Annotated in this window: 26 protein-coding genes; 12 read left to right on the forward strand and 14 right to left on the reverse strand. The window is 72.0% G+C overall.

Features of this window, described 5'->3' with window-relative positions; translation table 11 throughout:
- Window positions 1-59: 59 nt before the first annotated feature.
- Complete coding sequence (locus ACYBSK_RS06860) at window positions 60-458, forward strand: NUDIX hydrolase (protein WP_457475963.1); 399 nt, start codon at window positions 60-62, stop codon at window positions 456-458.
- Window positions 459-605: 147 nt separating this feature from the next.
- Here the strand turns inward: ACYBSK_RS06860 and ACYBSK_RS06865 are convergent, their stop codons facing one another.
- The 3 genes from ACYBSK_RS06865 to ACYBSK_RS06875 all read right to left on the reverse strand — a co-directional run bounded on the left by ACYBSK_RS06865 (window position 606) and on the right by ACYBSK_RS06875 (window position 2,418).
- Complete coding sequence (locus ACYBSK_RS06865) at window positions 606-953, reverse strand: MazG-like family protein (RefSeq protein ID WP_460245497.1); 348 nt, start codon at window positions 951-953, stop codon at window positions 606-608.
- A 27-nt stretch (window positions 954-980) separates the two neighbouring features.
- Complete coding sequence (locus ACYBSK_RS06870; protein WP_460245498.1) at window positions 981-1,544, reverse strand: DoxX family protein; 564 nt, start codon at window positions 1,542-1,544, stop codon at window positions 981-983.
- Window positions 1,545-1,617: 73 nt separating this feature from the next.
- Window positions 1,618-2,418, reverse strand: coding sequence for an SDR family oxidoreductase (locus tag ACYBSK_RS06875; protein WP_460245499.1), 801 nt, complete (start codon window positions 2,416-2,418; stop codon window positions 1,618-1,620).
- A gap of 79 nt (window positions 2,419-2,497) precedes the next feature.
- Here ACYBSK_RS06875 and ACYBSK_RS06880 point away from each other — a divergent pair, with 79 nt between their 5' ends.
- A complete protein-coding gene (locus ACYBSK_RS06880; RefSeq protein ID WP_460245500.1) occupies window positions 2,498-4,129 on the forward strand; it encodes an alkaline phosphatase D family protein in 1,632 nt (543 codons plus the stop codon).
- A 6-nt stretch (window positions 4,130-4,135) separates the two neighbouring features.
- Here the strand turns inward: ACYBSK_RS06880 and ACYBSK_RS06885 are convergent, their stop codons facing one another.
- Window positions 4,136-5,131, reverse strand: coding sequence for a Gfo/Idh/MocA family protein (locus ACYBSK_RS06885; RefSeq protein WP_460245501.1), 996 nt, complete (start codon window positions 5,129-5,131; stop codon window positions 4,136-4,138).
- A 108-nt stretch (window positions 5,132-5,239) separates the two neighbouring features.
- Between ACYBSK_RS06885 and ACYBSK_RS06890 the strand changes: the two genes are divergently transcribed.
- Genes ACYBSK_RS06890 through ACYBSK_RS06900 form a run of 3 tightly spaced genes read left to right on the forward strand, consistent with a single transcriptional unit; the run spans window position 5,240 to window position 8,723 of the window.
- Window positions 5,240-6,568, forward strand: coding sequence for a multidrug effflux MFS transporter (locus tag ACYBSK_RS06890; protein WP_460245502.1), 1,329 nt, complete (start codon window positions 5,240-5,242; stop codon window positions 6,566-6,568).
- Window positions 6,529-7,689 carry a serine hydrolase domain-containing protein gene (locus tag ACYBSK_RS06895; protein ID WP_460246972.1) on the forward strand — a complete coding sequence of 387 codons (1,161 nt, stop codon included), beginning with the start codon at window positions 6,529-6,531 and terminating at the stop codon, window positions 7,687-7,689. Before ACYBSK_RS06890 ends, ACYBSK_RS06895 begins: the two co-directional genes overlap by 40 nt.
- Before the next feature lie 20 nt (window positions 7,690-7,709).
- Window positions 7,710-8,723: a small ribosomal subunit Rsm22 family protein gene (locus ACYBSK_RS06900; RefSeq protein WP_460245503.1), complete on the forward strand. Its 1,014-nt coding sequence runs from the start codon at window positions 7,710-7,712 to the stop codon at window positions 8,721-8,723.
- A 305-nt stretch (window positions 8,724-9,028) separates the two neighbouring features.
- On the opposite strand, the gene ddaH is transcribed toward ACYBSK_RS06900, so the two are convergent.
- Together ddaH and ACYBSK_RS06910 are read right to left on the reverse strand one after the other, a co-directional pair.
- Complete coding sequence (gene ddaH, locus ACYBSK_RS06905) at window positions 9,029-9,811, reverse strand: dimethylargininase (RefSeq protein ID WP_460245504.1); 783 nt, start codon at window positions 9,809-9,811, stop codon at window positions 9,029-9,031.
- Window positions 9,812-9,962: 151 nt separating this feature from the next.
- On the reverse strand, window positions 9,963-10,148 hold the full coding sequence (locus ACYBSK_RS06910; protein WP_457475968.1) for a DUF6243 family protein: 186 nt from the start codon (window positions 10,146-10,148) through the stop codon (window positions 9,963-9,965).
- 136 nt (window positions 10,149-10,284) lie between these two features.
- On the opposite strand from ACYBSK_RS06910, the gene ACYBSK_RS06915 reads away from it, so the two are divergent.
- Together ACYBSK_RS06915 and ACYBSK_RS06920 are read left to right on the forward strand one after the other, a co-directional pair.
- Window positions 10,285-10,956 carry a TetR/AcrR family transcriptional regulator gene (locus tag ACYBSK_RS06915; RefSeq protein WP_460245505.1) on the forward strand — a complete coding sequence of 224 codons (672 nt, stop codon included), beginning with the start codon at window positions 10,285-10,287 and terminating at the stop codon, window positions 10,954-10,956.
- Window positions 10,957-11,095: 139 nt separating this feature from the next.
- Window positions 11,096-11,845, forward strand: a complete 750-nt coding sequence (locus tag ACYBSK_RS06920; RefSeq protein WP_460245506.1) for a bifunctional DNA primase/polymerase — start codon at window positions 11,096-11,098, stop codon at window positions 11,843-11,845.
- Between the two features lie 79 nt (window positions 11,846-11,924).
- Here the strand turns inward: ACYBSK_RS06920 and ACYBSK_RS06925 are convergent, their stop codons facing one another.
- Genes ACYBSK_RS06925 through efeO form a run of 4 tightly spaced genes read right to left on the reverse strand, consistent with a single transcriptional unit; the run spans window position 11,925 to window position 16,246 of the window.
- Window positions 11,925-12,905, reverse strand: a complete 981-nt coding sequence (locus ACYBSK_RS06925; protein ID WP_457475971.1) for a hypothetical protein — start codon at window positions 12,903-12,905, stop codon at window positions 11,925-11,927.
- Between the two features lie 47 nt (window positions 12,906-12,952).
- Window positions 12,953-13,798 carry an iron uptake transporter permease EfeU gene (gene efeU, locus ACYBSK_RS06930; protein WP_457475972.1) on the reverse strand — a complete coding sequence of 282 codons (846 nt, stop codon included), beginning with the start codon at window positions 13,796-13,798 and terminating at the stop codon, window positions 12,953-12,955.
- A 6-nt stretch (window positions 13,799-13,804) separates the two neighbouring features.
- Window positions 13,805-15,073 (reverse strand): iron uptake transporter deferrochelatase/peroxidase subunit, encoded by a 1,269-nt coding sequence (efeB, locus tag ACYBSK_RS06935; protein ID WP_457475973.1) that lies wholly within the window; start codon window positions 15,071-15,073, stop codon window positions 13,805-13,807.
- A 30-nt stretch (window positions 15,074-15,103) separates the two neighbouring features.
- On the reverse strand, window positions 15,104-16,246 hold the full coding sequence (gene efeO, locus ACYBSK_RS06940; RefSeq protein WP_460245507.1) for an iron uptake system protein EfeO: 1,143 nt from the start codon (window positions 16,244-16,246) through the stop codon (window positions 15,104-15,106).
- Window positions 16,247-16,403: 157 nt separating this feature from the next.
- Here efeO and ACYBSK_RS06945 point away from each other — a divergent pair, with 157 nt between their 5' ends.
- Window positions 16,404-17,048 carry a PhzF family phenazine biosynthesis protein gene (locus tag ACYBSK_RS06945; RefSeq protein WP_460245508.1) on the forward strand — a complete coding sequence of 215 codons (645 nt, stop codon included), beginning with the start codon at window positions 16,404-16,406 and terminating at the stop codon, window positions 17,046-17,048.
- A gap of 240 nt (window positions 17,049-17,288) precedes the next feature.
- Here the strand turns inward: ACYBSK_RS06945 and ACYBSK_RS06950 are convergent, their stop codons facing one another.
- Window positions 17,289-17,939, reverse strand: a complete 651-nt coding sequence (locus ACYBSK_RS06950) for a biliverdin-producing heme oxygenase (RefSeq protein ID WP_460245509.1) — start codon at window positions 17,937-17,939, stop codon at window positions 17,289-17,291.
- A gap of 159 nt (window positions 17,940-18,098) precedes the next feature.
- Complete coding sequence (gene map / locus ACYBSK_RS06955; RefSeq protein WP_457475977.1) at window positions 18,099-18,971, reverse strand: type I methionyl aminopeptidase; 873 nt, start codon at window positions 18,969-18,971, stop codon at window positions 18,099-18,101.
- 57 nt (window positions 18,972-19,028) lie between these two features.
- Here map and ACYBSK_RS06960 point away from each other — a divergent pair, with 57 nt between their 5' ends.
- The gene (locus tag ACYBSK_RS06960; protein ID WP_457475978.1) at window positions 19,029-19,250 is read left to right on the forward strand and encodes a hypothetical protein; all 222 of its coding nucleotides are present in this window, start codon (window positions 19,029-19,031) and stop codon (window positions 19,248-19,250) included.
- Window positions 19,251-19,350: 100 nt separating this feature from the next.
- Here the strand turns inward: ACYBSK_RS06960 and ACYBSK_RS06965 are convergent, their stop codons facing one another.
- The gene (locus ACYBSK_RS06965) at window positions 19,351-19,965 is read right to left on the reverse strand and encodes a hypothetical protein (protein WP_460245510.1); all 615 of its coding nucleotides are present in this window, start codon (window positions 19,963-19,965) and stop codon (window positions 19,351-19,353) included.
- Window positions 19,966-20,120: 155 nt separating this feature from the next.
- On the opposite strand from ACYBSK_RS06965, the gene ACYBSK_RS06970 reads away from it, so the two are divergent.
- The 3 genes from ACYBSK_RS06970 (at window position 20,121) to ACYBSK_RS06980 (ending at window position 22,279) form a co-directional block, all read left to right on the forward strand.
- Complete coding sequence (locus tag ACYBSK_RS06970; protein WP_460245511.1) at window positions 20,121-21,242, forward strand: sialidase family protein; 1,122 nt, start codon at window positions 20,121-20,123, stop codon at window positions 21,240-21,242.
- Window positions 21,243-21,255: 13 nt separating this feature from the next.
- The gene (gene npdG, locus ACYBSK_RS06975; RefSeq protein WP_460245512.1) at window positions 21,256-21,996 is read left to right on the forward strand and encodes an NADPH-dependent F420 reductase; all 741 of its coding nucleotides are present in this window, start codon (window positions 21,256-21,258) and stop codon (window positions 21,994-21,996) included.
- Between the two features lie 91 nt (window positions 21,997-22,087).
- On the forward strand, window positions 22,088-22,279 hold the full coding sequence (locus ACYBSK_RS06980) for a hypothetical protein (protein ID WP_460245513.1): 192 nt from the start codon (window positions 22,088-22,090) through the stop codon (window positions 22,277-22,279).
- On the opposite strand, the gene ACYBSK_RS06985 is transcribed toward ACYBSK_RS06980, so the two are convergent.
- Window positions 22,269-23,069: a site-2 protease family protein gene (locus tag ACYBSK_RS06985; protein ID WP_460245514.1), complete on the reverse strand. Its 801-nt coding sequence runs from the start codon at window positions 23,067-23,069 to the stop codon at window positions 22,269-22,271. The two genes, ACYBSK_RS06980 and ACYBSK_RS06985, sit on opposite strands and share 11 nt — an antisense overlap.
- Window positions 23,070-23,120 lie beyond the last annotated feature (51 nt).

Here is a 23,120-nt window from a genome sequence, read left to right on the forward strand (position 1 = left end):
TGCCCCCTGTGATCCGTGGCCAGTGATCCACGCCAGCGTAACCGGGAGAGAATCGCCGCATGCACCAGGGAACAGTCATGAACGTGGTCGCCGCGGCCGTTGTGCGGGAAGGGCGGCTGCTCGTCGTCAGCAAGCAGGCGGCGCCGGACGTCTTCTATCTGCCGGGCGGCAAGCCGGAGCCGGGGGAACGTCCCGAGGAGACGCTGGCGCGCGAGTTGGACGAGGAGCTCGGTGTCGTGCCGGGCGACATCGAGCGGCTCGCCGTGGTGGAGGACGTGGCGGCGCTGGAGGGCGTGCCGATGCGGATGGTGGTGTTCGCCGCGACGTTGTCCGGTACCCCGTCCCCGGCTGCCGAGCTGGCGGCCCTGCGCTGGACCGACGGCTGCGACGATGTACGGCTCGCCCCGGCGGTCGGCGGTCAAGTGGTGCCCCTGCTGCGGGAGCTGGGGCGGCTCTGATCAAGCCCCTCCGCCCCTTCAAGCCCCTGCGGCGATTGAGCAGGCCTTTCAAGCCCCTGCGGCGATTGAGCAGGCGGCTCCCGGGTCGAACCCCGGGGCTCCGCCCCGGACCCCGCTCCTCAATCGCCGGAGGGGCTTGAAAAGGGCTCACCCGTCGGAGGGGCTTGATGGGGGAAGGGAGCGGGTGGCTACCCGGTTGGCGTGGGTGGCGAGCGTGGAGCGCGGGTCCGGGGTCAGGGTGCCGAGGGCGACCAGGGCCGTGAGGATCACGTCGCAGAGTTCGGACTCGACGTCGGCCCACGAATGGCTCACGCCCTTGCGTGGATTTTGGCCGATCGCCCCGATCACCGCCTCTGACACCTCCCCGACCTCCTCGGAGAGCTTCAGCATCCGCAGCAGCAGCGCCTCCTGGGGCGGCCGGGAGTTGTTCGCGTCGAGCCAGGCCCGCAACCGCTCGACCGTCGTCCACAGGGCATCGTCGTCGTTCGTCGTCACGGGCGACGAGGTTAGAGGGTGGGCGGGTCAGCCCGCTTCCGTGTCGTCCTGGGCCGCGGCCACCTGCTTGTTGCGGGTCGCCACGACGGCCAGCGCCGCCGCCCCCGCCCCGACGAGCGCCGCCGGCACCATCCAGTGCCGGTCCAGGGCGTGGCCGAGCGCGTGGTCGAGGGAGTAGCGGCCCGCGCCGGTCACCGCGAGGCCCGCCGCGACGAAGCCGAGGAACGCCGGGTACTCGTAGCCGCCGCCCTGCGCGAAGAACCCGTTGGGCGCGTGCACCGCGGCGGCGCCCGCCATGGTCCCGGCGGCGGCCGCACCGCCCACCGGTGTCGCGAGCCCGAGCGCGAGCAGCGCGCCGCCGCCCGCCTCGCCGAGCCCGGCGGCGATGGCGCTCGCCTTCGGCGGGTGGTACCCCATGGCTTCCATGCCGGCGGTCGTGCCGGACACCCCGCCGCCGCCGAACCAGCCGAGCAGCTTCTGCGCGCCGTGCGCGGCGAGCACCCCGCCGGTGCCGACGCGCAGCGCGAGCAGCCCGAGGTCGATCCGTCGGGAGCGGGACTTCACGGACGTACGAAATCGTGAGCAGGTCATGACTTCACCGTCCGGCACGCGCGGGGCCCGCACGCGGTGCGCGGGCCCGTTCGAGTGACGCCGGGGCCGGGGATCAGCCGCGGCCGATGTACGGCATGTTCGTGGCCAGCACCGTCGCGAACTGCACGTTCGCCTCCAGCGGCAGCTCCGCCATGTGCCGCACCGTGCGGCCCACGTCCGCGACGTCCATCACCGGCTCCGCGGCCAGCTCCCCGTTCGCCTGCGGGATGCCGCGCTGCATGACCTCGGTCATGTCGGTCGCCGCGTTGCCGATGTCGATCTGGCCGCAGGCGATCCGGTAGGGGCGGCCGTCCAGGGAGAGCGACTTCGTCAGGCCGGTCAGGGCGTGCTTCGTCGTCGTGTACGCGATCGAGCGCGGGCGCGGCGCGTGCGCCGAGATGGAGCCGTTGTTGATGATCCGGCCGCCCTGCGGGTCCTGCTCCTTCATCTGCCGGAACGCCGCCCGCGCGCACAGGAACGCCCCGTTGAGGTTGACGTCGACGACCTGCCGCCACGCGTCGTAGTCGAGGTCCTCGATGCCCACGCCGCCGGGGCCGAACGTGCCCGCGTTGTTGAAGAGCAGGTCGAGGCGGCCGAAGCGGTCGCGGACGGTGGCGAAGAGGGCCGCCACGGCCTCGGCGTCCGACACGTCCGCGCGGACCACCAGGGAGTCCGTCCCCGGGGCGAGGCCCGCCGTCTCCTCCAGGGTCTCCGTGCGGCGGCCCGCGAGCGCCACCCGCCAGCCCGCGCGCAGCAGTTCCAGGGCGACGGCCCGGCCGATGCCGGAGCCCGCGCCGGTGACGACGGCGGCGCGCGCGGTGGTGTCCGTTGTCGAAGCGTTCATGAGGCCGCAGCGTACGGGTCGGCCGGCCATGCGGAGATCACCGCTCCGCCATGTGGCTGTTGTGTACGCGACAGCAGTACGTCGTCCCGGGCCACTCCAATAACGCTTCATGCCCCGCATACCGCAGCACGCCCCCGAACTCCGCGTCGCCGCCCAGCACTTGGGCCGCAGACGTTTCCTCACGGTGACCGGCGCCGCCGCCGCGCTCGCCTTCGCGACCAACCTGCCGACCGCCGGTACCGCGGCCGCCGCCGAGCTGGACGCCCGGAAGATCAAGAGCGACCCGTTCACGCTGGGCGTCGCCTCCGGCGACCCGCTGCCCGACTCCGTCCTGTTGTGGACCCGCCTCGCCCCGTCCCCGTTCGAGGCCGACAGCGGACTGCCCGCCGCCCGCGTCGACGTCCAGTGGGAGCTCGCCCACGACGAGCGGTTCCGGCGCGTGGTGCGGCGCGGCACCGCCACCGCGCACCCCGAGTACCACCACACCGTGCACGTCGAGGTCGACAAGCTGGCCGCCGGGCGCGTGTACTACTACCGCTTCCGCGTGGGCAGTTGGGTCAGCGGGACCGGCCGCACCCGCACCGCGCCCGCCACGGCCGCCAAGGCCTCCGCGCTCACCCTCGCCGCCGTGTCCTGCCAGGCGTACCACGACGGCTACTACACCGCGTACCAGCACCTCGCCCAGGACGACGTCGACGTCGTGTTCCACCTCGGCGACTACCTGTACGAGTACGCCGTGACCTCCGTCGGCGGCGCCCGGAACTACACCGACCGCGTACTGCCCGACGTCTTCAACCGGGAGACCGTGACGCTGGAGGACTACCGGCTGCGGTACGCCCTCTACAAGTCCGACCCGGACCTGCGGGCCGCGCACGCCGCGCACCCCTTCGTCGTCACCTGGGACGACCACGAGACCGAGAACAACTACGCGGGCGACACCGACGAGAACGGCAACCCGCCCGAGGAGTTCCTGCTGCGCCGCGCCTCCGCGTACCGCGCGTACTGGGAGAACCAGCCGCTGCGCCGCCCGCAGGTGCCGAGCGGCCCCGACATGAAGCTGTACCGGCGCCTGCACTGGGGCCGGCTCGCCCAGTTCGACATCCTCGACACCCGCCAGTACCGCACCGACCAGGCCAACGGTGACGGCTGGAAGACGCCGACGCCCGAGTCCGAGGCCGCCTCGCAGACACTGCCCGGCTTCACGCAGGAGCGCTGGCTCACCAACGGCTGGCGCGACTCGAAGGCCCTGTGGAACGTCGTCCCGCAGCAGGTCACCTTCTCCCGCCGCAACAGCCCGACCGCGGGCAACACCACGCTGTCCATGGACTCCTGGGACGGCTACCCGGCCTCCCGCGAGCGCATCCTCAAGGGCGCCGACGCCGCCCGCGTCGAGAACCTGATGGTCCTCACCGGCGACGTCCACGTCTCGTACGCCATGGACATCAAGCGGGACGCCGCCGACCCGGACTCGCGCACCGTCGGCACCGAGATCGTCACGACCTCGATCACCAGCGGCAAGGACGGCTCCGCGAAGCCGTCCAACTGGGCCGGCTACCTCGCCCGCAACCCGCACATGAAGCACTACAACGGCCAGCGCGGTTACGTGACCGTGGAGCTGGGCCAGGACGCGGCCCGCGCCGACTTCAAGACGGTGTCCGCGGTGACCACGCCCGGAGCGGGCCTCACCACGGCGGCCTCGTTCGTGACGGCCGCCGGGGAGCCGGGCCTCAAGCCCGCGTAGGGGCCGTCAGTCCTCGCCGGGATAGCGGACGCCGACCCGTTCCCTGACGGTGTCGAGCGTCCGCATCACGGCGAGCGAACCCTCCAGCGGCACCAGCGGCGACTCCGTGTCGCCCGCCCGGATCCGCCGCATCACCTCGATCGCCTCGTGCCGCATCGAATCGTGCGGACCGTCCTCGGGCGCCGCCGTGAACTCCTCCGGGTCCCGCCCGTCGCGGTGCAGCACGAACCGCTCCGGGGAGAAGAACCCGGACGGGATGTCGATCCGCCCCGCCGAGCCGGTGACCGAGGCGGTCACGCCCGTACCGGCGTTCAGCGCGCAGTGCAGCAGCGCGTGGGCGCCGCTGTCCCACGACAGCAGCATCCCGGTCTGGAGGTCGACGCCCTCCTCGGACAGCTGCGCCGACGCCGCCACCCCGGACGGCTCCCCGAGCAGCAGGTGCGCGAACGACACCGGGTACACCCCGAGGTCCAGCAGCGCGCCGCCGCCCTGCGCGGGGTCACGCAACCGGTGCGCGGGCGGGAACGGGCCCGCGAGCCCGAAGTCGGCCTGCACCGTGCGCACCTCACCGATCGCCCCGTCGTCGACCAGCGCCTTCATCCGCCGCACCAGCGGATTGCAGTACATCCACATGGCCTCCATCAGGAACACGCCCCGCGAGCGGGCCAGCGTCACCAGCTCCGCCGCCTCCCGCGCGTTCAGCGTGAACGCCTTCTCGCACAGCACCGCACGCCCGGCCTCCAGGCACAGCCCGGCCGCCTCCCGGTGCGCGGCGTGCGGCGTCGCGACGTACACCACGTCCACATCGTCGTCCGCCGCGAGCGAGGCCCAGTCGCCGTACGCCCGCTCGATCCCGAACCGCTCGGCGAAGGCCTTCGCCGAGGTCTCCTTCCGCGAGGCCACCGCGACGACCTCCGCGTCCGGCAGATCGAGCAGATCGGCCGTGAACGACGCGGCGATACCGCCCGTCGCGAGAATTCCCCAGCGCACCCGCTCTGCCATCGTGCCCCACCCACTCCAGATATTGGTCTCGACCGCTCCGCCGAGCTGAGAGCATAGGGAATCGCACATGTGGCCGGGGAGAGACGAAGGGAAACGAGGGGCGGCGGAATGAAGGAAAGCGGATGTTCCACCGGGAGCACCACGGGGGAGGACGCGACCGGTGAGGTCCTCGGCGCCGCGCCAACTCCCGTACCCAAGGCGGCAGTCGGTGCCGGAGCGGGCCTGCTCGTCACCTTCCTCCTCGGCGGTCTGACCGCCGTACCGCCGCTTTCGATGGACATGTACCTCCCGGCGCTGCCGGAGGTCACCGGTTCCCTGGGCACCTCGGCCGCCACCGCCCAGCTCACCCTCACCGCCTGCCTGACCGGCATGGCGCTCGGGCAGCTGGTCGTTGGTCCGATGAGCGACAAGTGGGGCCGCCGCAGGCCGCTCGTCATCGGCCTGATCGTCTACGTCGTCGCCACCGCGATCTGCGCGTTCGCCCCGAACGCCGCCCTGCTCATCGCCTTCCGGCTCCTCCAGGGCCTCGCCGGCTCGGCGGGCATCGTGATCGCGCGCGCCGTCGCCCGCGACCTCTACGACGGGGTCGCGATGGCGAGGTTCTTCTCCTCGCTCATGCTGATCTCCGGCATCGCCCCGATCGTGGCGCCGCTCATCGGCGGCCAGGTCCTGCGGTTCACCGACTGGCGCGGCGTCTTCGTCGTGCTCACCGTCATCGGCGTCGCGCTCACCGCCGTCGTGTGGAAGTACCTGCCCGAGACCCTCGCGCCCGAGCGGCGGCACGGCGGCGGCACCGGGGAGGCGCTGCGCACGATGCGCGGCCTGCTCGCCGACCGCGCGTTCCTCGGCTACACGGTGGTCGGCGGCTTCGCGTTCGCCGCGCTCTTCGCGTACGTGAGCGCCAGCCCGTTCGTCATCCAGGAGATCTACGGAGCGTCCCCGCAGACGTTCAGCCTCCTCTTCGGCCTCAACTCGATCGGCCTGATCGCCGTCGGCCAGCTCAATGGCAAGGTGCTCGTCGGCCGCGTCAACCTCGACAAGGTGCTCGCCGTCGGCCTCACGCTGGTGATCCTGTCCGCCACGTTCCTGCTGCTCGCCGCGACCGGTGTCCTCGGCGACCCCGAGGAACTGGGCCTCGCCCCCGTGGCCGCCGGCCTCTTTGTCCTCATGGCGTCGATGGCCCTGACCACGCCCAACACCAACGCCCTCGCCCTCATGCGCACCCCGCACGCGGCGGGCTCCGCCTCCGCCCTGCTCGGCACCGCCTCGTTCCTCGTCGGCGCGATCGCCTCGCCGCTCGTGGGCATCGCGGGCGAGCACACGGCGGTCCCGATGGCCCTGGTGCAGCTCGTCAGCGGGCTCATCGCGGCGCTCGCCTTCGTGACGCTCTGCCGCCCCTGGCGGCAGCGCCCGGCGGGGGAGGTGGCTGCGCGCTGAACTCCCCACGACTGCGCCACGGCACCCCCGAGCGGGCGGGACTCGACGCGGCACAGCTCGCGGAGCTGGTCCGCGAGGTCCGCGTGCTGCCCGAGGGGCCGAGACCCTGGTGCGCCGGAGTCGTCCTGCTCGCCGGGCGCGGCCCGGTGATCGCGGCGGAGGCCGCCTGCGGCTGGGCGGTGCGCTACGCGTCGTACGACGAGACGACCGACACCGGCGTCGAACTCCCGCCCGGCGCCCGCGTCCCCATGACCGCGAACACCGCCTTCGACCTCGCCTCCCTCACCAAACTCTTCACCTCCATCGCCGCCGTGCAGCAGATCGAGCGCGGCCGGCTCGGCATCGACGCGAAGGTCGGCGCCTACGTCCCCGAGTTCAAGGCCGCCGCCCGGCACGGCATCACCATCCGCGCACTCCTCACCCACACCTCGGGCCTGCGCCCCGAACTCCCGCTGTACGACGCCCCGGACACCGCCTCCCGCCTGGAGCTGCTGCGCGCCGAGGCGCCCTCCTCGCGGCCCGGCGACTACCTCTACTCCGACCTGAACATGCTGCTCCTCCAGCAGGTCCTGGAGCGCGTCACGGCCCGCCCCCTCGACGTCCTGATCCGCGAGGGCATCACCCGCCCCCTCGGCATGTCCGCCACCTCCTACGGGCCCCGCCCCGACGCCGCCGCCACCGAGGACCAGCGCCGCCCCTGGGGCAAGGCCGACCGGGGCATGCTGCGCGGCGAGGCGCACGACGAGAACGCGTGGGCGCTCGGCGGGGTCGCGGGACACGCGGGCCTGTTCGCCACGGCCCACGACCTGGCGGTGCTGTGCCGCACCCTGCTCGCCGGCGGCTCCTACGGCACGGCCCGGATCCTCGGCCCCGACTTCGTCGACCTGATGCTGACGCCGCCGGGCCTCGGCTTCCGGCTCGACCAGTCGTGGTTCATGGGCGAGCTGGCGGGGCGCGGCGCGGCGGGCCACACCGGCTTCACGGGCACGTCCCTGGTGATCGACCCGGCCACGGACACGTTCCTCGTCCTCCTCGCGAACACCGTGCACCCGCGCCGCCGGGGCCCGGCCAACGGGCCGCGTGTGGCGGCCGGGACCCGGTTGGCGCGGGCCGTGATCTGAGGCCTTCGTAGAATCGTGGGGTGAACGCCCCCCTCCAGTCGTCCTCCGACACCCTCCGCACGGCCCTCGCCGGGCTCCTCGACGGCCTCCCGCCCACGCAGGCGGCCAAGGCCGTCGACCGGCTCATCGCCAACTACCGGGGCACCACCCCGACCGACGCCCCGATCCTGCGGGAGCGGGCGGACGTCGTGGCGTACGCGGCGTACCGCATGCCGGCCACGTTCGAGGCGGTGCGCTCCGCGCTCGACGCGCTGGCCGACGTGGCGGACTGGAAGCCCGCCGACCACCTCGACATCGGGGGCGGCACCGGGGCCGCCGTGTGGGCGGCGCGCGACGTGTGGCCGGGGGAGCGGCCCACCACCGTCGTCGACTGGTCGCAGCCCGCGCTCGACCTCGGCCGTGAACTGGCCGCCTCCGAGCCGGAGTTGGTGCGGTGCGTGCGGTGGGAGCGGGGGCGGATCGGCGTGGGTGGGACGCCCGGGGCGGACCTCGTGACGGTCTCCTACGTGCTGAAGGAGCTGACCGAGTCCGACCGCGCGGCCGTGGTCGACGCGGCGGTGGGCTCCGCCACGGGGGCCGTCGTGATCATCGAGCCGGGCACGCCGGACGGGTACGCGCGCGTCATCGAGGCCCGCGAGCGGCTCGTCGCCGCCGGGTTCCACGTCGCCGCGCCCTGCCCGCACAGCGGGGCGTGCCCCATCGTGCCGGGCACGGACTGGTGCCACTTCTCGGCGCGGGTCGCGCGCTCCTCGCTCCACCGCCAGGTCAAGGGCGGGTCGCTGGCGTACGAGGACGAGAAGTTCGCCTACGTCGCCGCGACCCGGTTCCCCGTGACGCCGGCGCCCGCGCGGGTCGTGCGCAAGCCGCAGATTCGTAAGGGGCAGGTGTTGCTCGACCTCTGCGAAGCGGCTGGTCGCCTGGACCGGGTCACGGTGACGAAGCGGCACGGTGCGGCGTACCGCGAGGCCCGCAAGACGGACTGGGGCGCCCCGTTCACGCCCCCGTCCGGCCCTTCAAGCCCGTCTGGCGGGTGACCCTTTTCAGCCCCTCCGGCCATCCCCTCAAGCCCTTCCGGTCAACCATCAAGCCCCTCCGGTCAACCCTCAAGCCCCTCCGGCGATTGAGGAGCGGGGTCCGGGGCGGAGCCCCGGGGTTCGGCCCGGGAGCCGCCTGCTCAATCGCCGCAGGGGCTTAAAGGCCTGCTCAAACGCCGCAGGGGCTTGATGGGGTCACCCGGCGCCTGGGGCTCAAAAGGCCTGCTCAATCGCCGCAGGGGCTTGGATGGCCCACCCGTGGCAGGGGGGAGGGCCCACCCGTCGTGAGGGTGCGGAGGAAGGGGTCAGGGGCGGAGCTCCAGGGTGCAGCACTTGACGCTTCCGCCGCCCTTCAGGAGCTCGCCCAGGTCGAGCCCGACCGGAACGAACCCCCGTTCACGCAGCGCCCCGAACAACCCCACCGCCCCCTGCGGCAGCAGCACATTGCGCCCGTCCGACACCGCGTTCAGGCCGAAGGCCACCGCATCCTCCTCCGAAGCCACCACCGCATCGGGGAACATCCGCCGCAACACCTCCCGGCTCCCCGCCGAGAACGCCCCCGGGTAGTACATGACGGAGTCGTCCGCGTCGTCGAGGACGGCCAGCGCCGTGTCCAGGTGGTAGAAGCGGGGGTCGATCAGGTCGAGGCCGATCACGGGCCGCCCGAAGCACTCCTGCGCCTCCCCGTGCGACAGCGGCGAGGCCCGGAAGCCCCGCCCCGCGAGCACGTAGGACGCGGTGACGGCGAAGTCGCCCTCGCCCTCGTTGACGTGCACCGGCTCGCGCACGTCCGCGTAGCCGTGCGCCCGGAACCACTCCAGGTGCGCCGCGGCCTCCGGCTCCCGCTGCGGATGCGCGAACCGGGCGCCGAGCACCCGCCCGTCCACCACGGTCGCGCCGTTCGCCGCGAACACCATGTCCGGGAGGCCGGGCCGCGGGGCGAGCAGTTCCACGGTGTGGCCGAGCGCGCGGTAGCGGCCGACGAGGTCCTCCCACTGGGCGACCGCGAGCGGCACGTCGACGGGTTTCGCCGGGTCCATCCACGGGTTGATCGAGTAGGTGACCTTGAAGTGTGCCGGTGGGCACATGAGATAGCGCCGGGGTGTGGCGCGACGTTCGACAAGGCGCGGATTACGCAATGAGGGCTCCTCATGACCGCAGGACTGGGTGAAGCCCATGGTGCGGTCGGAGGAGCCCTCGGGGCTGTGAACCGAACGGGTGGTTCACGGCCGGCCCTGATCACGACGCGTCGTGCGTGCCGCGCCTCTCCTGGAGTCGGCGCAGCAGCTCACGCTTCTGCGCCACGGGGTCGACGCCCCCGCCGCCGACGCGCCCGCCGCGGCCGCCGCCGCGCATCGCCTTGCGGGACATGTTGCTGCGGGCGCCGCCGACGCCCAGCATGCCGCCTGCTCCACCTCGGGTCATGGGTGTCCTCCTCGGACGGTGCGACGATACGTATCGTCTCGTTGGGTTGACGTGCTCCACTGTGCGCGAGACGGTCCGTCTTGTCAACCCCGAACAAGACGGACCGTCTCGGCTCGCTCGCTGCTACATTCGAACCATGTCATCCACGTCATCCACGAAGAGCCAGTCGTCGAAGAAGGCCGCCCCCGACGCCGCCCGCCGCAGCGAACGCTCCCGCCGCGCGATCTACGACGCCGCCCTCACCCTCGTGGGAGAGATCGGCTACCCGCGCACCACCATCGAGGGCATCGCCGCCCGCGCCGGTGTCGGCAAGCAGACGATCTACCGATGGTGGGGCTCGAAGGCCGAAGTGCTGATGGAGGCCTTCATCGACCTCGGCGAGCGCAACCAGGAGGCGGCCGCCGAGAACCACCCGGACTACCCGCTCGACTTCGACGCCCTGCCCGACACCGGCGACATCGAGGCCGACCTCAAGCTGGTGCTGCGCGCCACCGTCGACGAGCTCAAGGACCCCCGCTTCGAGGCCCCGGCCCGCGCCCTCGCCGCAGAAGGACTCGCCAACCGGGACTTCGCCGAGGACTTCGTCGCCAAACTCCTCATGCCCGGCCTCGACCTGTACGCCGCCAGGCTGCGCGCCGCGCAGGAGGCCGGCCAGGTCCGCGCCGAGGTCGACCCGGTCGTCGCCCGCGACCTGTTCTCCGGACCGCTCGCCCAGCGCTGGCTCCAGAACACCGGCCCGCTCGACCACGCGTACGCGGACACGATCGTCGAGTACGCCCTCTACGGAATCGGCGGCCGCCGCCCCTGAGAACCGGCCCCGCGCGCCCTCACCCACCCCGGATGTGGACTGTGGCCACCCGAGGAGCAGGATGGTGGGACACTTTTGGTCCAAGGTTCATCCGGACTCGGCCGACAGCGACGGCTTGACGGCGATGGTGAGGGGATTGATGGGCACGGAGCAGGGCCGCCTATTCGGCGGGCACGGCGGTACGGCGGGGCGCGAGGGGGGCGGCCTGATCTCACGGTGGCTGCGGGCCGCGCGAGGCCCGAAGGACACCGGGGCACCCGACGCGGACCGTGAGGACCTGCTGCTCGCCGCTGCCGCCGCCGGGCTGCCGCTGGCCCCGGCCGCGTACCCCGCCGACTACCGGTGCTCCTGCAACCGCGTGGGCTGTCCGACGCCCGGCAGGCACCCCGTCTCCTTCGCCTGGCAGACCCAGTCCACGACGGACCGTTCGCAGATCGAGCGCTGGGCGAGGCACCAGCCGCAGGCCAACTTCATCACCGCGACGGGCATGGTCCACGACGTGCTCGACGTCCCGCTGGAGGCCGGGCACGAGGCGCTGGAGCGGCTGCTGGCCTCCGGCGTCGAGGTCGGCCCCGTCGCCGAGTCCGGCGGCGACCGCATGCTGTTCTTCACGGCCACGCGCGGGACGCCGGACGAGGAGGACGAGTGGTGGCCGTGCGAGCTGGACTGCCATCCCGAGACCATGGACGAGCACCCCGGTCTGCGCTGGCACTGCCGCGGCTCGTACGTGCTGGTGCCGCCGGCCCGGCTGCCGGGTGAGCGGTCCGTGACCTGGATCCGCGGCCCCGAGCACCCCCTCCCGGACCCGCTCACCCTCCTCGAATCCCTCACGGACGCCTGCGCCCGCTACGTGGGCGCCGAACCCGACTTCACCTCCGCCTGGCCGTAACCCATTCAAGCCCCTCCGGCGATTGAGGAGCGGGGTCCGGGGCAGCGCCCCGCGACCGCGACGACGGACGGGCGGACCCTCAGCTGCCCTCGGCCGTCGTGATCCCCTCGACCCGCGAGACGACGCTGACCTTCTCCGACGCCCCCGGCGGGTCGATCGCCGCCTGCCCCGACACGTACCCGTACATCGCCGACTGCTTCGCGTCGCCCGTCATGAGCGCCTTCACATCCGCCCCGATCGTCGGCAGATTGCTCCCGGGCGACGCGGTCAGCTTCTCGTAGCGGCGCGTCGTGAAGAAGACGAGCGCCCCGCCGTTCGCGGTGCGCAGCGCCACCGGCGCGTAGTCCCCGGAGTTCAGCGGCTCGTCGATGAACTGGATGGCGAGACCGGGCCGCGAGGCCACCTTCTCGCGGGTCGCGCGCCACCGCGTGGTGTGCGGGCCCTCCGCGAACGTCTCGCCACCCTTCTTGAGGTACTGGGTGTACCGCTCGCCGATGTCCTTGGGACGCTGCGCGAGCCCGGACGCGTCCGGCTTCACCGCCTCGCCCCAACCGTCCTTGTCCGTCTTGAACTTGGGCACGGTGCCGTTGCGCAGCAGCGACAGGTACGACACCGCCCACGGCGCCTTCTCGGTGTTGTGGGTGAAGACCATGACCCAGCGGTAGCCGGGGACCCGGCTGTTGGCCGAGTCGGTAACGAACCAGCGCGGCCAGCCCGCCTTCTTCGGCACCGTGATCCGCGTATCGGTGAGCTTCAGCGGCGCGTGCTTCGGGTTGCCGTCCGGGTGGAGGGCGCGGCCCGCCTTCATCTTGGCGGCGTCGATCGCGCCGAGCGCCCCGGTGACGTACTTCGCGTCGGCCTCCCGGTCGTACGTCTCGTCCGCCTTGTTGTAGGCGTCGACGAAGGTGTCGAGGGCGCGCGCCGCCTGCGCCTTCGTGGTCGTCGGGACGATCTCCAGCTCACCGTGCACGGTCACACAGCCGCTCGCGGTGAGGGACAGCACGACCGCGGCGGCAGCCGCCGCGACGGGCCGGCCGAACCTGTTCCTGGCCTCGCTCATGACGTTCGTTTCACCTTCCGCTCCCCGCGCCCCTTCGGGCCCGAACCCTACCGGGAAGAAGAGGCACGCACTGCCGCGACCCTGCGGGAGAACAGTCCGGGCGGCGCGAGGAACAGGGCGAGGGTGGGGACAAGGTAGACGAACCAGACGGTGACCTGGAGGACCGTCGGATCGGGCTGGAAGTTGAAGACGCCCTTGAGCAGCGTGCCGAGCCAGCCGTCGGGCGCGATCGTGGAACTGACGTCGAAGGCCAGGTCGTTCAGACCGCCGACGAAGCCGGCCTCCTGGAGGTCGTGGACGCCGTACGCGAGGACGCCCGCCGCCACGACGACCAGCATGCCGCCGGTCCACGTGAAGAACCTCGCCAGGTTGATGCGCAGCGCGCCCCGGTAGAACAGCCAGCCGAGGACCACCGCGGTGGCGAGCCCGAGGAGCGCGCCGAACACCGGGTCCGTGGTGCCGTTGCTGGTGGCGTGCACGGCCGTCCATACGAAGAGGGAGGTCTCAAGGCCTTCCCTGCCGACGGCCAGGAACGCGGTCACGACCAGCGCCGCCGTGCCCATCCGGAGCGCGCTGTCCAGCTTCCCGTGCAGCTCCGCCTTCAGGTGCCGGGCGGTGCGCCGCATCCAGAACACCATCCACGTCACCAGGCCCACCGCGATGATCGACAGCGAACCGCCGAGCGCCTCCTGCGCCTGGAACGTCAACTCCTGCGAGCCGAACTCCAGGCCCGCCCCGAACCCGAGCGACACCAGGACGGCGACACCGATCCCGGCCCACACCGGCTTCAGCGCGTCCCGCCGCTCCGTCTTCACCAGGTACGCGACGAGGATGCACACGATGAGGCTGGCCTCCAGGCCCTCACGCAGCCCGATCAGATAGTTCGCGAACATCGTGGCTCACGCCCCCTTCTGCTTCTGCTCGAAGAGGCCGCGGCCCCACCAGTCCTTCTCGTCCCGCACCCCGGGCGGCACCGCGAACACCGCCGAACCGACGTGCTGGATGTACTCGTTGAGCGCGTCCGTCGCGAGGCTGCGCTGCACCGGGACGAACCCCGTGCGCACGTCCTTCTGGTACGCGAGGAAGAACAGCCCCGCGTCGAGCCGGCCGAGCCCGTCGGTGCCGTCGGTGAACGAGTAGCCGCGGCGCAGCAGCGTCGCCCCGTGGTTGGAGTCGGGGTGCGCGAGCCGCACGTGGGCGTCCGGCTTCATCGCCTTCAGGAACGGCTCGTCGCGCTCCTTCGCCTTGCCCACGGGCGCGCCCTCGCCCTTGTCCCGGCCGAACACGTCCTCCTGCTCCTGGAGCGACGTACGGTCCCAGGTCTCGATGTTCATCCGGATCCGGCGGGCGACGAGGTACGAGCCGCCCCTCATCCACCCGGCGTCCGCGGCGTCCACCCACACGTGCCGGTCGAGGCGGTCCTGCTCGGTGCCCGCGATGTTGCGGGTGCCGTCCTTGAAGCCCATGAGGTTACGAGGGGTCTGCGCGTCCGGCGTCGTCGACGACGTCTTGCCGAAGCCGAGCTGCGACCAGCGGATGGCGACCTTGCCCATGCCGATGCGGGCGAGGTTGCGGATGGCGTGCACCGCGACCTGCGGGTCGTCGGCGCAGGCCTGGACGCACAGGTCGCCGCCGCTGCGGGTCTTCTCCAGGTTCTCGCCGGGGAACTTCGGCAGGTCGACGAGCGCCTCGGGCCGCCGGTCCGCGATGCCGAGGGCCCTGCCGTGCTCCTCGAAGAGGGACGGGCCGAAGCCGATCGTCAGCGTGAGCCGGGACGGCTTGAGGCCGAGCGCCTCCCCGGTGTCGTCCGGCGGCGCCTCGACGAGCCCGCCGTACGCGCCCTCGCCGACGGTGTGCCCCTCGGTCATCCGGGCCGCCGCCCGCGTCCAGTCCTTCAGCAACCGCACGAACTCGGCCCGGTCGTCCGTCTTCACGTCGAACGCGGCGAAGTGCAGCCGGTCCTGCACGGCCGTGGCGATCCCGGCCTGGTGCGCCCCGTGGAAGGGCACCGCGCCGCCCGCGTCACCGGCGGGCCGCATCGCCGCGCCGTCGTCACCGGACCCGGCCAGGGCGACGGCGCCGCCCGCGGCCGCGGCGCCGAGCGCGAGCCCGGCACCGCCGACGGTGAGCAGTGAACGACGGGAGGGGGAAGGGGAGTTGTCCGTCATGGCAGGTCTCCTGTGGTGCTCGCGCTCGCGTTACCCGACGACGGCCGCGGCCAGCTTCGACAGCGGCTCGGCGAGCGCGTTGACGGCGTCGGACAGTTCCTTCTGGTCCGCCTTGCCGACCTTGTCGTAGGAGGTGAACGCGTAACCGCTCTTGTCCTCGCGGTACTTGTCGAGCAGCTCGTCCAGCGCGGCGAACTGCTTGTCGAGCTCCTTGGTGAGCGCCGCGTCGTTCTCCGAGGCGACCGGCTTCAGCAGCGCGTACGCCTTCTCGGCGCCCTCGACGTTGGCCTTGAAGTCGACGAGGTCGGTGTGCGAGTAGCGCTCCTCCTCGCCGGTGACCTTGCCGGTGGCGACCTCGTCGAGGAGTTCCTTGGCGCCGTTGGCCATCGAGGTGGGCGTGATCTCGGCCTTGCCGACCCGCTGCTGCCAGTCCTTGAGGTCCTTGTCGAGCCGGTCGGCGAGTGCCTTCTCCTCCTCACCGAGCTTCTTGTCCTTCCACAACGCCTTCTCCAGGCGGTGCCAGTCGGTCCACTTCTGGCCCTCTTCGAGACCGTCGGCCCGTACGTCGACCTTCGGGTCGATGTCGCCGAAGGACTCGGCGACCGGCTCGGTGCGCTCCCAGCCGATGCGGGAGAGCGCGTACGCCTTCTTCGCGGCGTCCAGGTCGCCGTCGCGGACCGCGTCCGTGAAGGTCCTCACCTTCGGCAGCGTCTCGTCGGCCTGGGTCTGCGCGTACGCGCGGTAGGAGGCGACCACCTTGTCCAGGCGCGGGTCGCGCTTCGCGGCCCGCCCGCCGGTCGCCGTCACGTCCTGGCGGTGGCCCTTGCCCTTCATGCCGGGGATGCAGGCGATGCGGTAGTCGCCGCTCTTCACCTCGGCGGTGAGGCTGTGCCGGGTGCCGGGGCCTATGTTCTCGCGTTCGGAGACGATCCGGTCGTCCGGGAAGAGGATCTCCACCTCGGTGACCCGCGACCCCTTGTTCTCGACCGCCAACTCGACGTGTCCCGCGGGGAACCGGGTCTTCGACACCGTGCAGCTGTCGTCGTCGGCGGTCACTTCGATGGCACCGGAACCGGCGCTCTTGGCGTCGCTCTTCTCGGTGCAGCCCGTGACGGCGGTCAGGGCGGCCACCGCGGCGACGGCGGTGGAAAGGGTGAGTCGGGCGGCGCGCATGCGGGCTCCAGGAGTACAGCCGTAGGCACAGGTGGTGCACAGGTTCGACTAAGGCGGGCCTAACTTATATGAGGCTTACCTCAGTGCCGCCCATGGAGAAGTCAGGCCCCGGTCAAGGGCTGGTCAAGCGGTGCGGTGCGCGTGGTTGACTGCCGACATGAACGACTACGACGTGGTGCGCGTCTTCTGTGCCCCCGACGGCCGGTACGGCAATGAGCTCGGCGTCGTCCGCGACGGCTCCCGGATCCCCGGCCGGGACGAGCGGCAGGCCTTCGCCGCGAAGCTGGGCTTCAGCGAGACCGTGTTCGTCGACGACCCCGAGCGCGGTGTCATCGACATCTACACGCCGAGCGCGCGGCTGCCGTTCGCCGGGCACCCGTGCGTCGGCACGGCCTGGCTGCTCGACGTCCCCGAGCTCGTGGTGCCCGCGGGGGTCGTCACGGCGCGCGCGGACGGCGAGTTCACGTGGATCGCTGCGCGGGCCGAGTGGGCGCCGGGGCGGACGCTGCGGCAGTACGGGTCGGCGGCCGAGGTGGACGCGCTGCCGGTTCCTCCGGAGGGGGAGTGGATCTACGCGTGGGCGTGGGAGGACGAGGCCGCGGGGCGGGTGCGGGCGCGGGCGTTTCCCGGGCGGGGGGACGGGATCGTGGAGGACGAGGCGACCGGGGCGGCGGCGTTGGTGCTCACCGCGTACCTCGACCGCGCGCTCAACATCCGCCAGGGGCGCGGCTCCCAGATCCTCACGGCCCCCCAACCGGACGGCCTCATCGAAATCGGCGGCCGCCCCCACCTCACCACGTGACCCGTACCGGAGACCGTGGCCCCGCCCCCGGCCCCGCTCCTCAATCGCCGGAGAGGCTGAACAACCCGGGGCTCCGCCCCGCACCCCGCTCCTCAATCGCCGGAGGGGCTCGATCGTGCCCGGCCCCTTCAAGCCCCTGCGGCGATTGAGCAGGTTTTTTAGAGCCCCTCCGGCGATTGAGGAGGCCTCTCAAGCCCCTGCGGCGATTGAGCAGCGGGGTCCGGGGCGGAGCCCCGGGGGTTAGGCGGCGGAGCGGAATTCTTCGCCGAGGGCTCGGAAGACCCCCGTGTTCAGGGCGAACGCCGCCTTGCACTCCGCGACAACCCTCTGCTTCTCCAACTCGTCCACCGCAATCCCATCCAAAAGCTCCCGGTACCGCCGCTTGAACGCCGCCGGATTCCCCACGCCCTCGAAGACGTAGAACCGCACCCCGTCCCCCTTGCGCGCGAACCCCCACGTCTTCTCCGCCCGGTCCCGAATGATCTGCCCACCGGACAGGTCCCCCAGGTAACGGGTGTAGTGGTGCGCCACGTACCCCGCCGGCCAGGCCACCGCACACTCCTCGACCCGCGCCGCATACGCCGCGGTCTGCGGCAGCGCCGACACCGTCTCCCGCCACCCCGCACCCCGCAGATGCGCCAGGTCCCGCTCCAGCTCCGGCACCCGCGCCAGCTCCGGCTGGATGAACGGACCCGCGACCGGGTCCTCGGCGAGCCGCTCCGCGGAGCCCTCAAGTGCCCTGTAGACGAACCACAGTTGCTCCGTGTACCGCGCGTACGCCTCCACCCCCAGCGCCCCGCCGAGCAGGTCGCTCATGAACGTCGACGTCTCCGCCTCGGTGTGCTGCTCGTGCGAGGCGGTGCGGATCAGGGTGGAGAACGGGGTGTCCATGAGGCCTCCGCCGAAGAGATTAATTAGGTTAGGCTTGCCTAAGATAACAGCTTTCCCGACATCCTGTCGGTAAAAACCTACCCGGTTTTCCGATCAAGGGAACACAAACGGAGGAGCCCGCCCCAGCAGGGGCGGGCTCCTCCGTGCGCGAGGCGTCGGCTACGGCAGCGTGAGGATCTCCGCGCCGGTCTCCGTGACCACGAGCGTGTGCTCGAACTGGGCCGTCCGCTTGCGGTCCTTGGTGACCACGGTCCAGCCGTCCTCCCACATGTCGTACTCGTACGTGCCGAGCGTCAGCATCGGCTCGATCGTGAACGTCATGCCGGGCTGGATCACGGTCGTCGCGTGCGGGGAGTCGTAGTGCGGGATGATCAGGCCGCTGTGGAACGACGAGTTGATGCCGTGCCCGGTGAAGTCCCGTACGACGCCGTACCCGAAGCGCTTGGCGTACGACTCGATGACCCGCCCGATGATGTTGATCTGGCGCCCCGGCTTCACGGCCTTGATCGCGCGGTCGAGCGACTCGCGGGTCCGCTCGACGAGCAGCCGCGACTCCTCGTCGACGTCACCCACCAGGTACGTGGCGTTGTTGTCGCCGTGCACCCCGCCGATGTACGCCGTGACGTCGAGGTTGATGATGTCGCCGTCGCGCAGCACCGTGGAGTCCGGGATGCCGTGGCAGATCACTTCGTTGACGCTCGTGCACAGCGACTTCTGGAAGCCGCGGTAGCCGAGCGTCGACGGGTACGCGCCGTGGTCGCACATGTACTCGTGCGCGATGCGGTCCAGCTCGTCCGTGGTGACGCCCGGCGCGATCGCCTTCGCCGCCTCCGCCATCGCCCGCGCGGCGATCCGCCCGGCGACCCGCATCGCCTCGACGGTCTCCGGGGTCTGCACCTCCGGGCCCTTGTACGGGGTCGGCGCGGGCTTGCCGACGTACTCGGGGCGCCGGATGTTCCCGGGCACGGCGCGCATGGGGGTGATCTCCCCGGGAACGAGCAGGGTGGGCGACGTTTGCGACTGGCCAGACATGCCAGCGAGTGTAACGAGCGCGCGTAGGGGAGCATGGCCGAGAGGAGAGGAGCCGCTGTGGCACTGTTCAAGAAGCGCACGGTCGGAAAGCCGGGCGAGTGGTACTACTGCCTGGAGCACAAGAAGGTCGAAGAGGGCCCCGAGTGCCCCAACAAGGACCGTTTCGGCCCCTACGCCTCCCGCGAAGAGGCCCAGCACGCCATGGAAACGGCCCGCGAACGCAACCTCGAATGGGACACCGACCCGAAGTGGAACCGAGAGCCCCGCTCCGACGACTAACCCACCTCAAGCCCCTCCGGCGATTGAGGAGGTCTTTGAAGCCCCTGCGGCGATTGAGCAGCGGGGTCCGGGGCGGAGCCCCGTGCGGGTCACCGTGAGGTCACCAGCGGGCCGGCGGCGGTGAGGTCAGAAGATCCGCGAGCCGGGACAGCCGGTCCCGGAACCCCCGCCGCCCCCGCGGAGCACTCACCGCGTTCTCCCCGGCCGCCGCACTCACCAAATGCTGCACCGTGTCCAGATCGAGATCGGTCTCCCGGGGCACACTCAGCCCGTCGTGCGCCAGCGCATGCAGATCCGACCCCCCGCCGGAGGCCCCCGCGTCGAGCGCCAGCACCGTCGCCCCCGCCCGCCGCGCCCCGTGCACCCGCTCCAGCAGCGCCGCCCCCGCCGCGTCCGGCGCCACCACGAGCAATGTCTCGCCCCGCCGCGCCGCCTCGAGCCGCCCGAGCCCGACCGCCAGATGCGCGGGATCGCCGGGCCGCGCCGCGTGCCGCACCAGGGTGGGCGCCAGCTCGGGCGTCCCCGACCAGGCCGCCTCGTCGACCAGGTGCGCCGCCAGATGCCACGGCTCGTAACTCGGCGTCCCCACCAGCAGCAGCCCGCCCCCGTGCGCGGCCACCGAGGACCGCAGCGCCCCGGCGAAACGACGCGTGGCGGCAGGCCACTCGGTCCCGGCGAGCACCTCGCGCAGCAGTGCCACTCGTACGGCGTCCATGGGGCGCATGGTGCCTCACGTGACCCGCCCGTTCGCCCGGTTCACGGCAAGACCGCCCGTTCGGGGCACACCCAGAACCTTCCCTGGGACGCTCAACTCCGCCACGGTAAGCCGGAGTTCACGCGAAGTTACCTTTGCCGGGAAGCATGGTGCGCATGCCCGCCACTTCCGCACGCCCCGAGCCCCCGCAGGCCTCCGTCCCGTTCCGCGCGGGGGAGGACGGCTACGCGAGCTTCCGCATCCCCGCCGCCGTGACCGCGCACGACGGGACGCTCCTCGCCTTCTGCGAGGGCCGCCGCGACTCCCGCGAGGACTACGGCGACATCGACATCGTGCTGCGCCGCTCCACCGACGGCGGCCGCACGTGGGGCCCGCTCCAGGCCGCCGTCGCCCACGGCGACGACCTCGCGGGCAACCCCGCCCCCGTCGCGCTCGCCTCCGGCCGCGTCCTGCTCGTCCACGTCCGCAACGCCGCCGCCGCGACCGAGGACGCCATCCGCCGCGGCCGGGTCTCCGCCGCCGACGGCCGCCGCGTCTGGGTCACGCACAGCGACGACCACGGCCTCACCTGGGCGCCGGGCCGGGACGTCACCGCCACCACGAAGAAGGCGAACTGGCGCTGGTACGCGACCACCCCCGGCCACGCCGTCCTGACCCGCGAGGGCCGCGTCGTCGTCCCCGCCAACCACTCACTGCCGCCCACCGGCACGGACACCGGCACCGAGGGTACGTACAACGGCGGCCACTGCCTGCTCAGCGACGACGACGGCGCGACCTGGCGGATCGGCTACGTCGACGACGGGGCCGCCGCCCCCGACGGCTACATCAACGCCAACGAGACCACCGCCGCCCAACTCCCCGACGGGCGGCTCTACTTCAACACCCGCAACGACTCCCCGGCCCCCGGCACCCGCGCCGACGCCCACTCGGCCGACGGCGGCGAACACCTCGACCCGCCCTTCCGCCCGCAGGCGGGCCTGCCCGGACCCGTCGTCGAGGGGAGCGTCCTGCACCTCGGAGACCCCGACGTCCTGCTGTACTCGGGCCCCGCCGACCCCGGCTTCCGCGCCCTGATGACGGTCCGCCGCAGCCTCGACGGCGGTGTGACCTGGCACACGGCCCACACCGTCGACGGACGGCCCGCCGCCTACTCCGACCTGGTACGCGTCGATCAGGACACCGTCGGCCTGCTCTACGAGACCGGGGACTTCTCCGCGTACGGGACGATCACGTTCCGGCGGATCCCGGTGGCGGCGCTCACCGGTCCGTACGCCTGAGTAGGGTCGCCGCATGACCTCTACCGAAAGCAGCCAGAGCAGCAACAGTGGCCAGGGTGGCCAGAAGGCTCCGGCCAAGGACCCCTGGGACCTGCCCGATGTCTCCGGCCTCGTCGTCGGTGTCCTCGGCGGCACCGGCCCGCAGGGCAAGGGCCTCGCCTACCGCCTCGCCCGCGCGGGCCAGAAGGTGATCCTCGGCTCCCGCGCCGCCGAGCGCGCCCGGTCGGCCGCCGAGGAACTCAATCAGCACGGCCTGGGCATCGAGGGCGCCGACAACGCCGAGTGCGCCCGCCGCAGCGACATCGTGATCGTCGCCGTGCCCTGGGACGGCCACGGCGCCACCCTCGAAGCCCTCCGCGAAGACCTCGCGGGCCAGCTCGTCGTCGACTGCGTCAACCCGCTCGGCTTCGACAAGAAGGGCGCGTACGCCCTGAAGCCCGAGGAGGGCAGCGCCGCCGAGCAGGCCGCCGCCCTGCTCCCGGACTCGCGCGTCACCGCCGCCTTCCACCACCTGTCGGCCGTCCTCCTCGCCGACCCCGAGGTCGACGAGATCGACACCGACGTGATGGTCCTCGGCGAGGAGCGCGCCGACGTGGAGATCGTCCAGGCGCTCGCCGGACGCATCGCCGGCATGCGCGGCATCTTCGCGGGCCGGCTGCGCAACGCCCACCAGGTCGAATCGCTCGTCGCCAACCTGATCTCGGTGAACCGCCGCTACAAGGCGCACGCCGGTCTGCGCGTAACCGACGTATAGCCACGTACGGGGTGCCTTCCGGCGCTCGCGGGGCATGGGGGACACTGGTCGGCGTACTACCCGTCGCGCCGCCGTCTGGAGCCGAACCCCCATGCCCCGCATCGCACTGTTCGCACTCGTCGTCTGCGTGCTCGCCGTCGCGGCGGCCGTGGTCTCCTTCGTCGAGGGCAGCTTCCTCGGCATCGTCTGGGTGCTGATCGCGGGCATCACGTCGAACATGACGTGGTTCTACGTCCGCAGGGCGAAGCTGGAGAAGCGGGCCGCGCGGAACGTCACTGCGTGAACGTCGGGATCTCCGGCGTGCCCTGCCAGAACCGGTAGAACTGCTGGCCCCAGTACGTGTCCCACTCGTGGACGCCGAGCACGCCGAGCACCCAGTCGACCGCGTCGAAGAACCACTGGTTGATCTCCGGGATCCACAGCACGGCGAACACCGCGAGCAGCCCGAACGGCGCGAACGGCTCCACCTGCCGCCGCACCTTGTACGACAGCCACGGCTCGATCACGCCGTACCCGTCCAGGCCCGGCACCGGCAGGAAGTTCAGGATCGCCGCCGTCACCTGGAGCAGGGCGAGGAACCCGAGCGCGTACCGGAAGGTGTCCGGCACCCCGTCCAGCGCGTCCAGCCAGAACGGCGCGGTGCACACGACGGCGAACAGCACGTTCGTCAGCGGCCCCACCGCCGAGATCAGACTGTGCTTCCACCGCCCCTGGATCCGCCCGCGCTCGATGAAGACGGCGCCACCGGGAAGACCGATACCACCCATGATCACGAAGATGACCGGCAGCACGATGCTGAGCAGGGCGTGGGTGTACTTCAGCGGGTTCAGCGTCAGGTAGCCCTTCGCGCCGATCGAGATGTCGCCGCTGTGCAGCGCCGTGCGCGCGTGCGCGTACTCGTGCAGACACAGCGAGACGACCCACGCGCCCGTCACGAACAGGAACACGGCGAAGCCCGGCGCGGAGGCGAAGTCCGTCCACACCGCCCACCCGGCCACCGCCGTGATCGCGGCGATGCTGAGGAAGACGGGGCTGATCCTGTTGTCGCCGCGGCGTGCGGTGGCGGTTGTCATGGGGTGGAACTCCCGGGGCTGGCTGGGGCTGACTGACGGTGAACGGCCGGT

The sequence above is a fragment of the Streptomyces sp. BYX5S genome, from assembly GCF_054724165.1.

Coding starts and splice junctions, on each gene's coding strand:
- ACYBSK_RS06880 (WP_460245500.1), top strand. CDS start 2,498: ATGCCCCGCATACCGCAGCACGCCCCCGAACTCCGCGTCGCCGCCCAG.
- ACYBSK_RS06885 (WP_460245501.1), bottom strand. CDS start 5,131: ATGGCAGAGCGGGTGCGCTGGGGAATTCTCGCGACGGGCGGTATCGCC.
- ACYBSK_RS06875 (WP_460245499.1), bottom strand. CDS start 2,418: ATGGCCGGCCGACCCGTACGCTGCGGCCTCATGAACGCTTCGACAACG.
- ddaH (WP_460245504.1), bottom strand. CDS start 9,811: ATGTGCCCACCGGCACACTTCAAGGTCACCTACTCGATCAACCCGTGG.
- ACYBSK_RS06980 (WP_460245513.1), top strand. CDS start 22,088: ATGCCCCGCATCGCACTGTTCGCACTCGTCGTCTGCGTGCTCGCCGTC.
- npdG (WP_460245512.1), top strand. CDS start 21,256: ATGACCTCTACCGAAAGCAGCCAGAGCAGCAACAGTGGCCAGGGTGGC.
- efeB (WP_457475973.1), bottom strand. CDS start 15,073: ATGACGGACAACTCCCCTTCCCCCTCCCGTCGTTCACTGCTCACCGTC.
- ACYBSK_RS06915 (WP_460245505.1), top strand. CDS start 10,285: ATGTCATCCACGTCATCCACGAAGAGCCAGTCGTCGAAGAAGGCCGCC.
- ACYBSK_RS06890 (WP_460245502.1), top strand. CDS start 5,240: ATGAAGGAAAGCGGATGTTCCACCGGGAGCACCACGGGGGAGGACGCG.
- efeU (WP_457475972.1), bottom strand. CDS start 13,798: ATGTTCGCGAACTATCTGATCGGGCTGCGTGAGGGCCTGGAGGCCAGC.
- ACYBSK_RS06910 (WP_457475968.1), bottom strand. CDS start 10,148: ATGACCCGAGGTGGAGCAGGCGGCATGCTGGGCGTCGGCGGCGCCCGC.
- ACYBSK_RS06965 (WP_460245510.1), bottom strand. CDS start 19,965: ATGGACGCCGTACGAGTGGCACTGCTGCGCGAGGTGCTCGCCGGGACC.
- map (WP_457475977.1), bottom strand. CDS start 18,971: ATGTCTGGCCAGTCGCAAACGTCGCCCACCCTGCTCGTTCCCGGGGAG.
- ACYBSK_RS06970 (WP_460245511.1), top strand. CDS start 20,121: ATGCCCGCCACTTCCGCACGCCCCGAGCCCCCGCAGGCCTCCGTCCCG.
- ACYBSK_RS06920 (WP_460245506.1), top strand. CDS start 11,096: ATGGGCACGGAGCAGGGCCGCCTATTCGGCGGGCACGGCGGTACGGCG.
- ACYBSK_RS06950 (WP_460245509.1), bottom strand. CDS start 17,939: ATGGACACCCCGTTCTCCACCCTGATCCGCACCGCCTCGCACGAGCAG.
- ACYBSK_RS06860 (WP_457475963.1), top strand. CDS start 60: ATGCACCAGGGAACAGTCATGAACGTGGTCGCCGCGGCCGTTGTGCGG.
- ACYBSK_RS06925 (WP_457475971.1), bottom strand. CDS start 12,905: ATGAGCGAGGCCAGGAACAGGTTCGGCCGGCCCGTCGCGGCGGCTGCC.
- efeO (WP_460245507.1), bottom strand. CDS start 16,246: ATGCGCGCCGCCCGACTCACCCTTTCCACCGCCGTCGCCGCGGTGGCC.
- ACYBSK_RS06985 (WP_460245514.1), bottom strand. CDS start 23,069: ATGACAACCGCCACCGCACGCCGCGGCGACAACAGGATCAGCCCCGTC.
- ACYBSK_RS06945 (WP_460245508.1), top strand. CDS start 16,404: ATGAACGACTACGACGTGGTGCGCGTCTTCTGTGCCCCCGACGGCCGG.
- ACYBSK_RS06870 (WP_460245498.1), bottom strand. CDS start 1,544: ATGACCTGCTCACGATTTCGTACGTCCGTGAAGTCCCGCTCCCGACGG.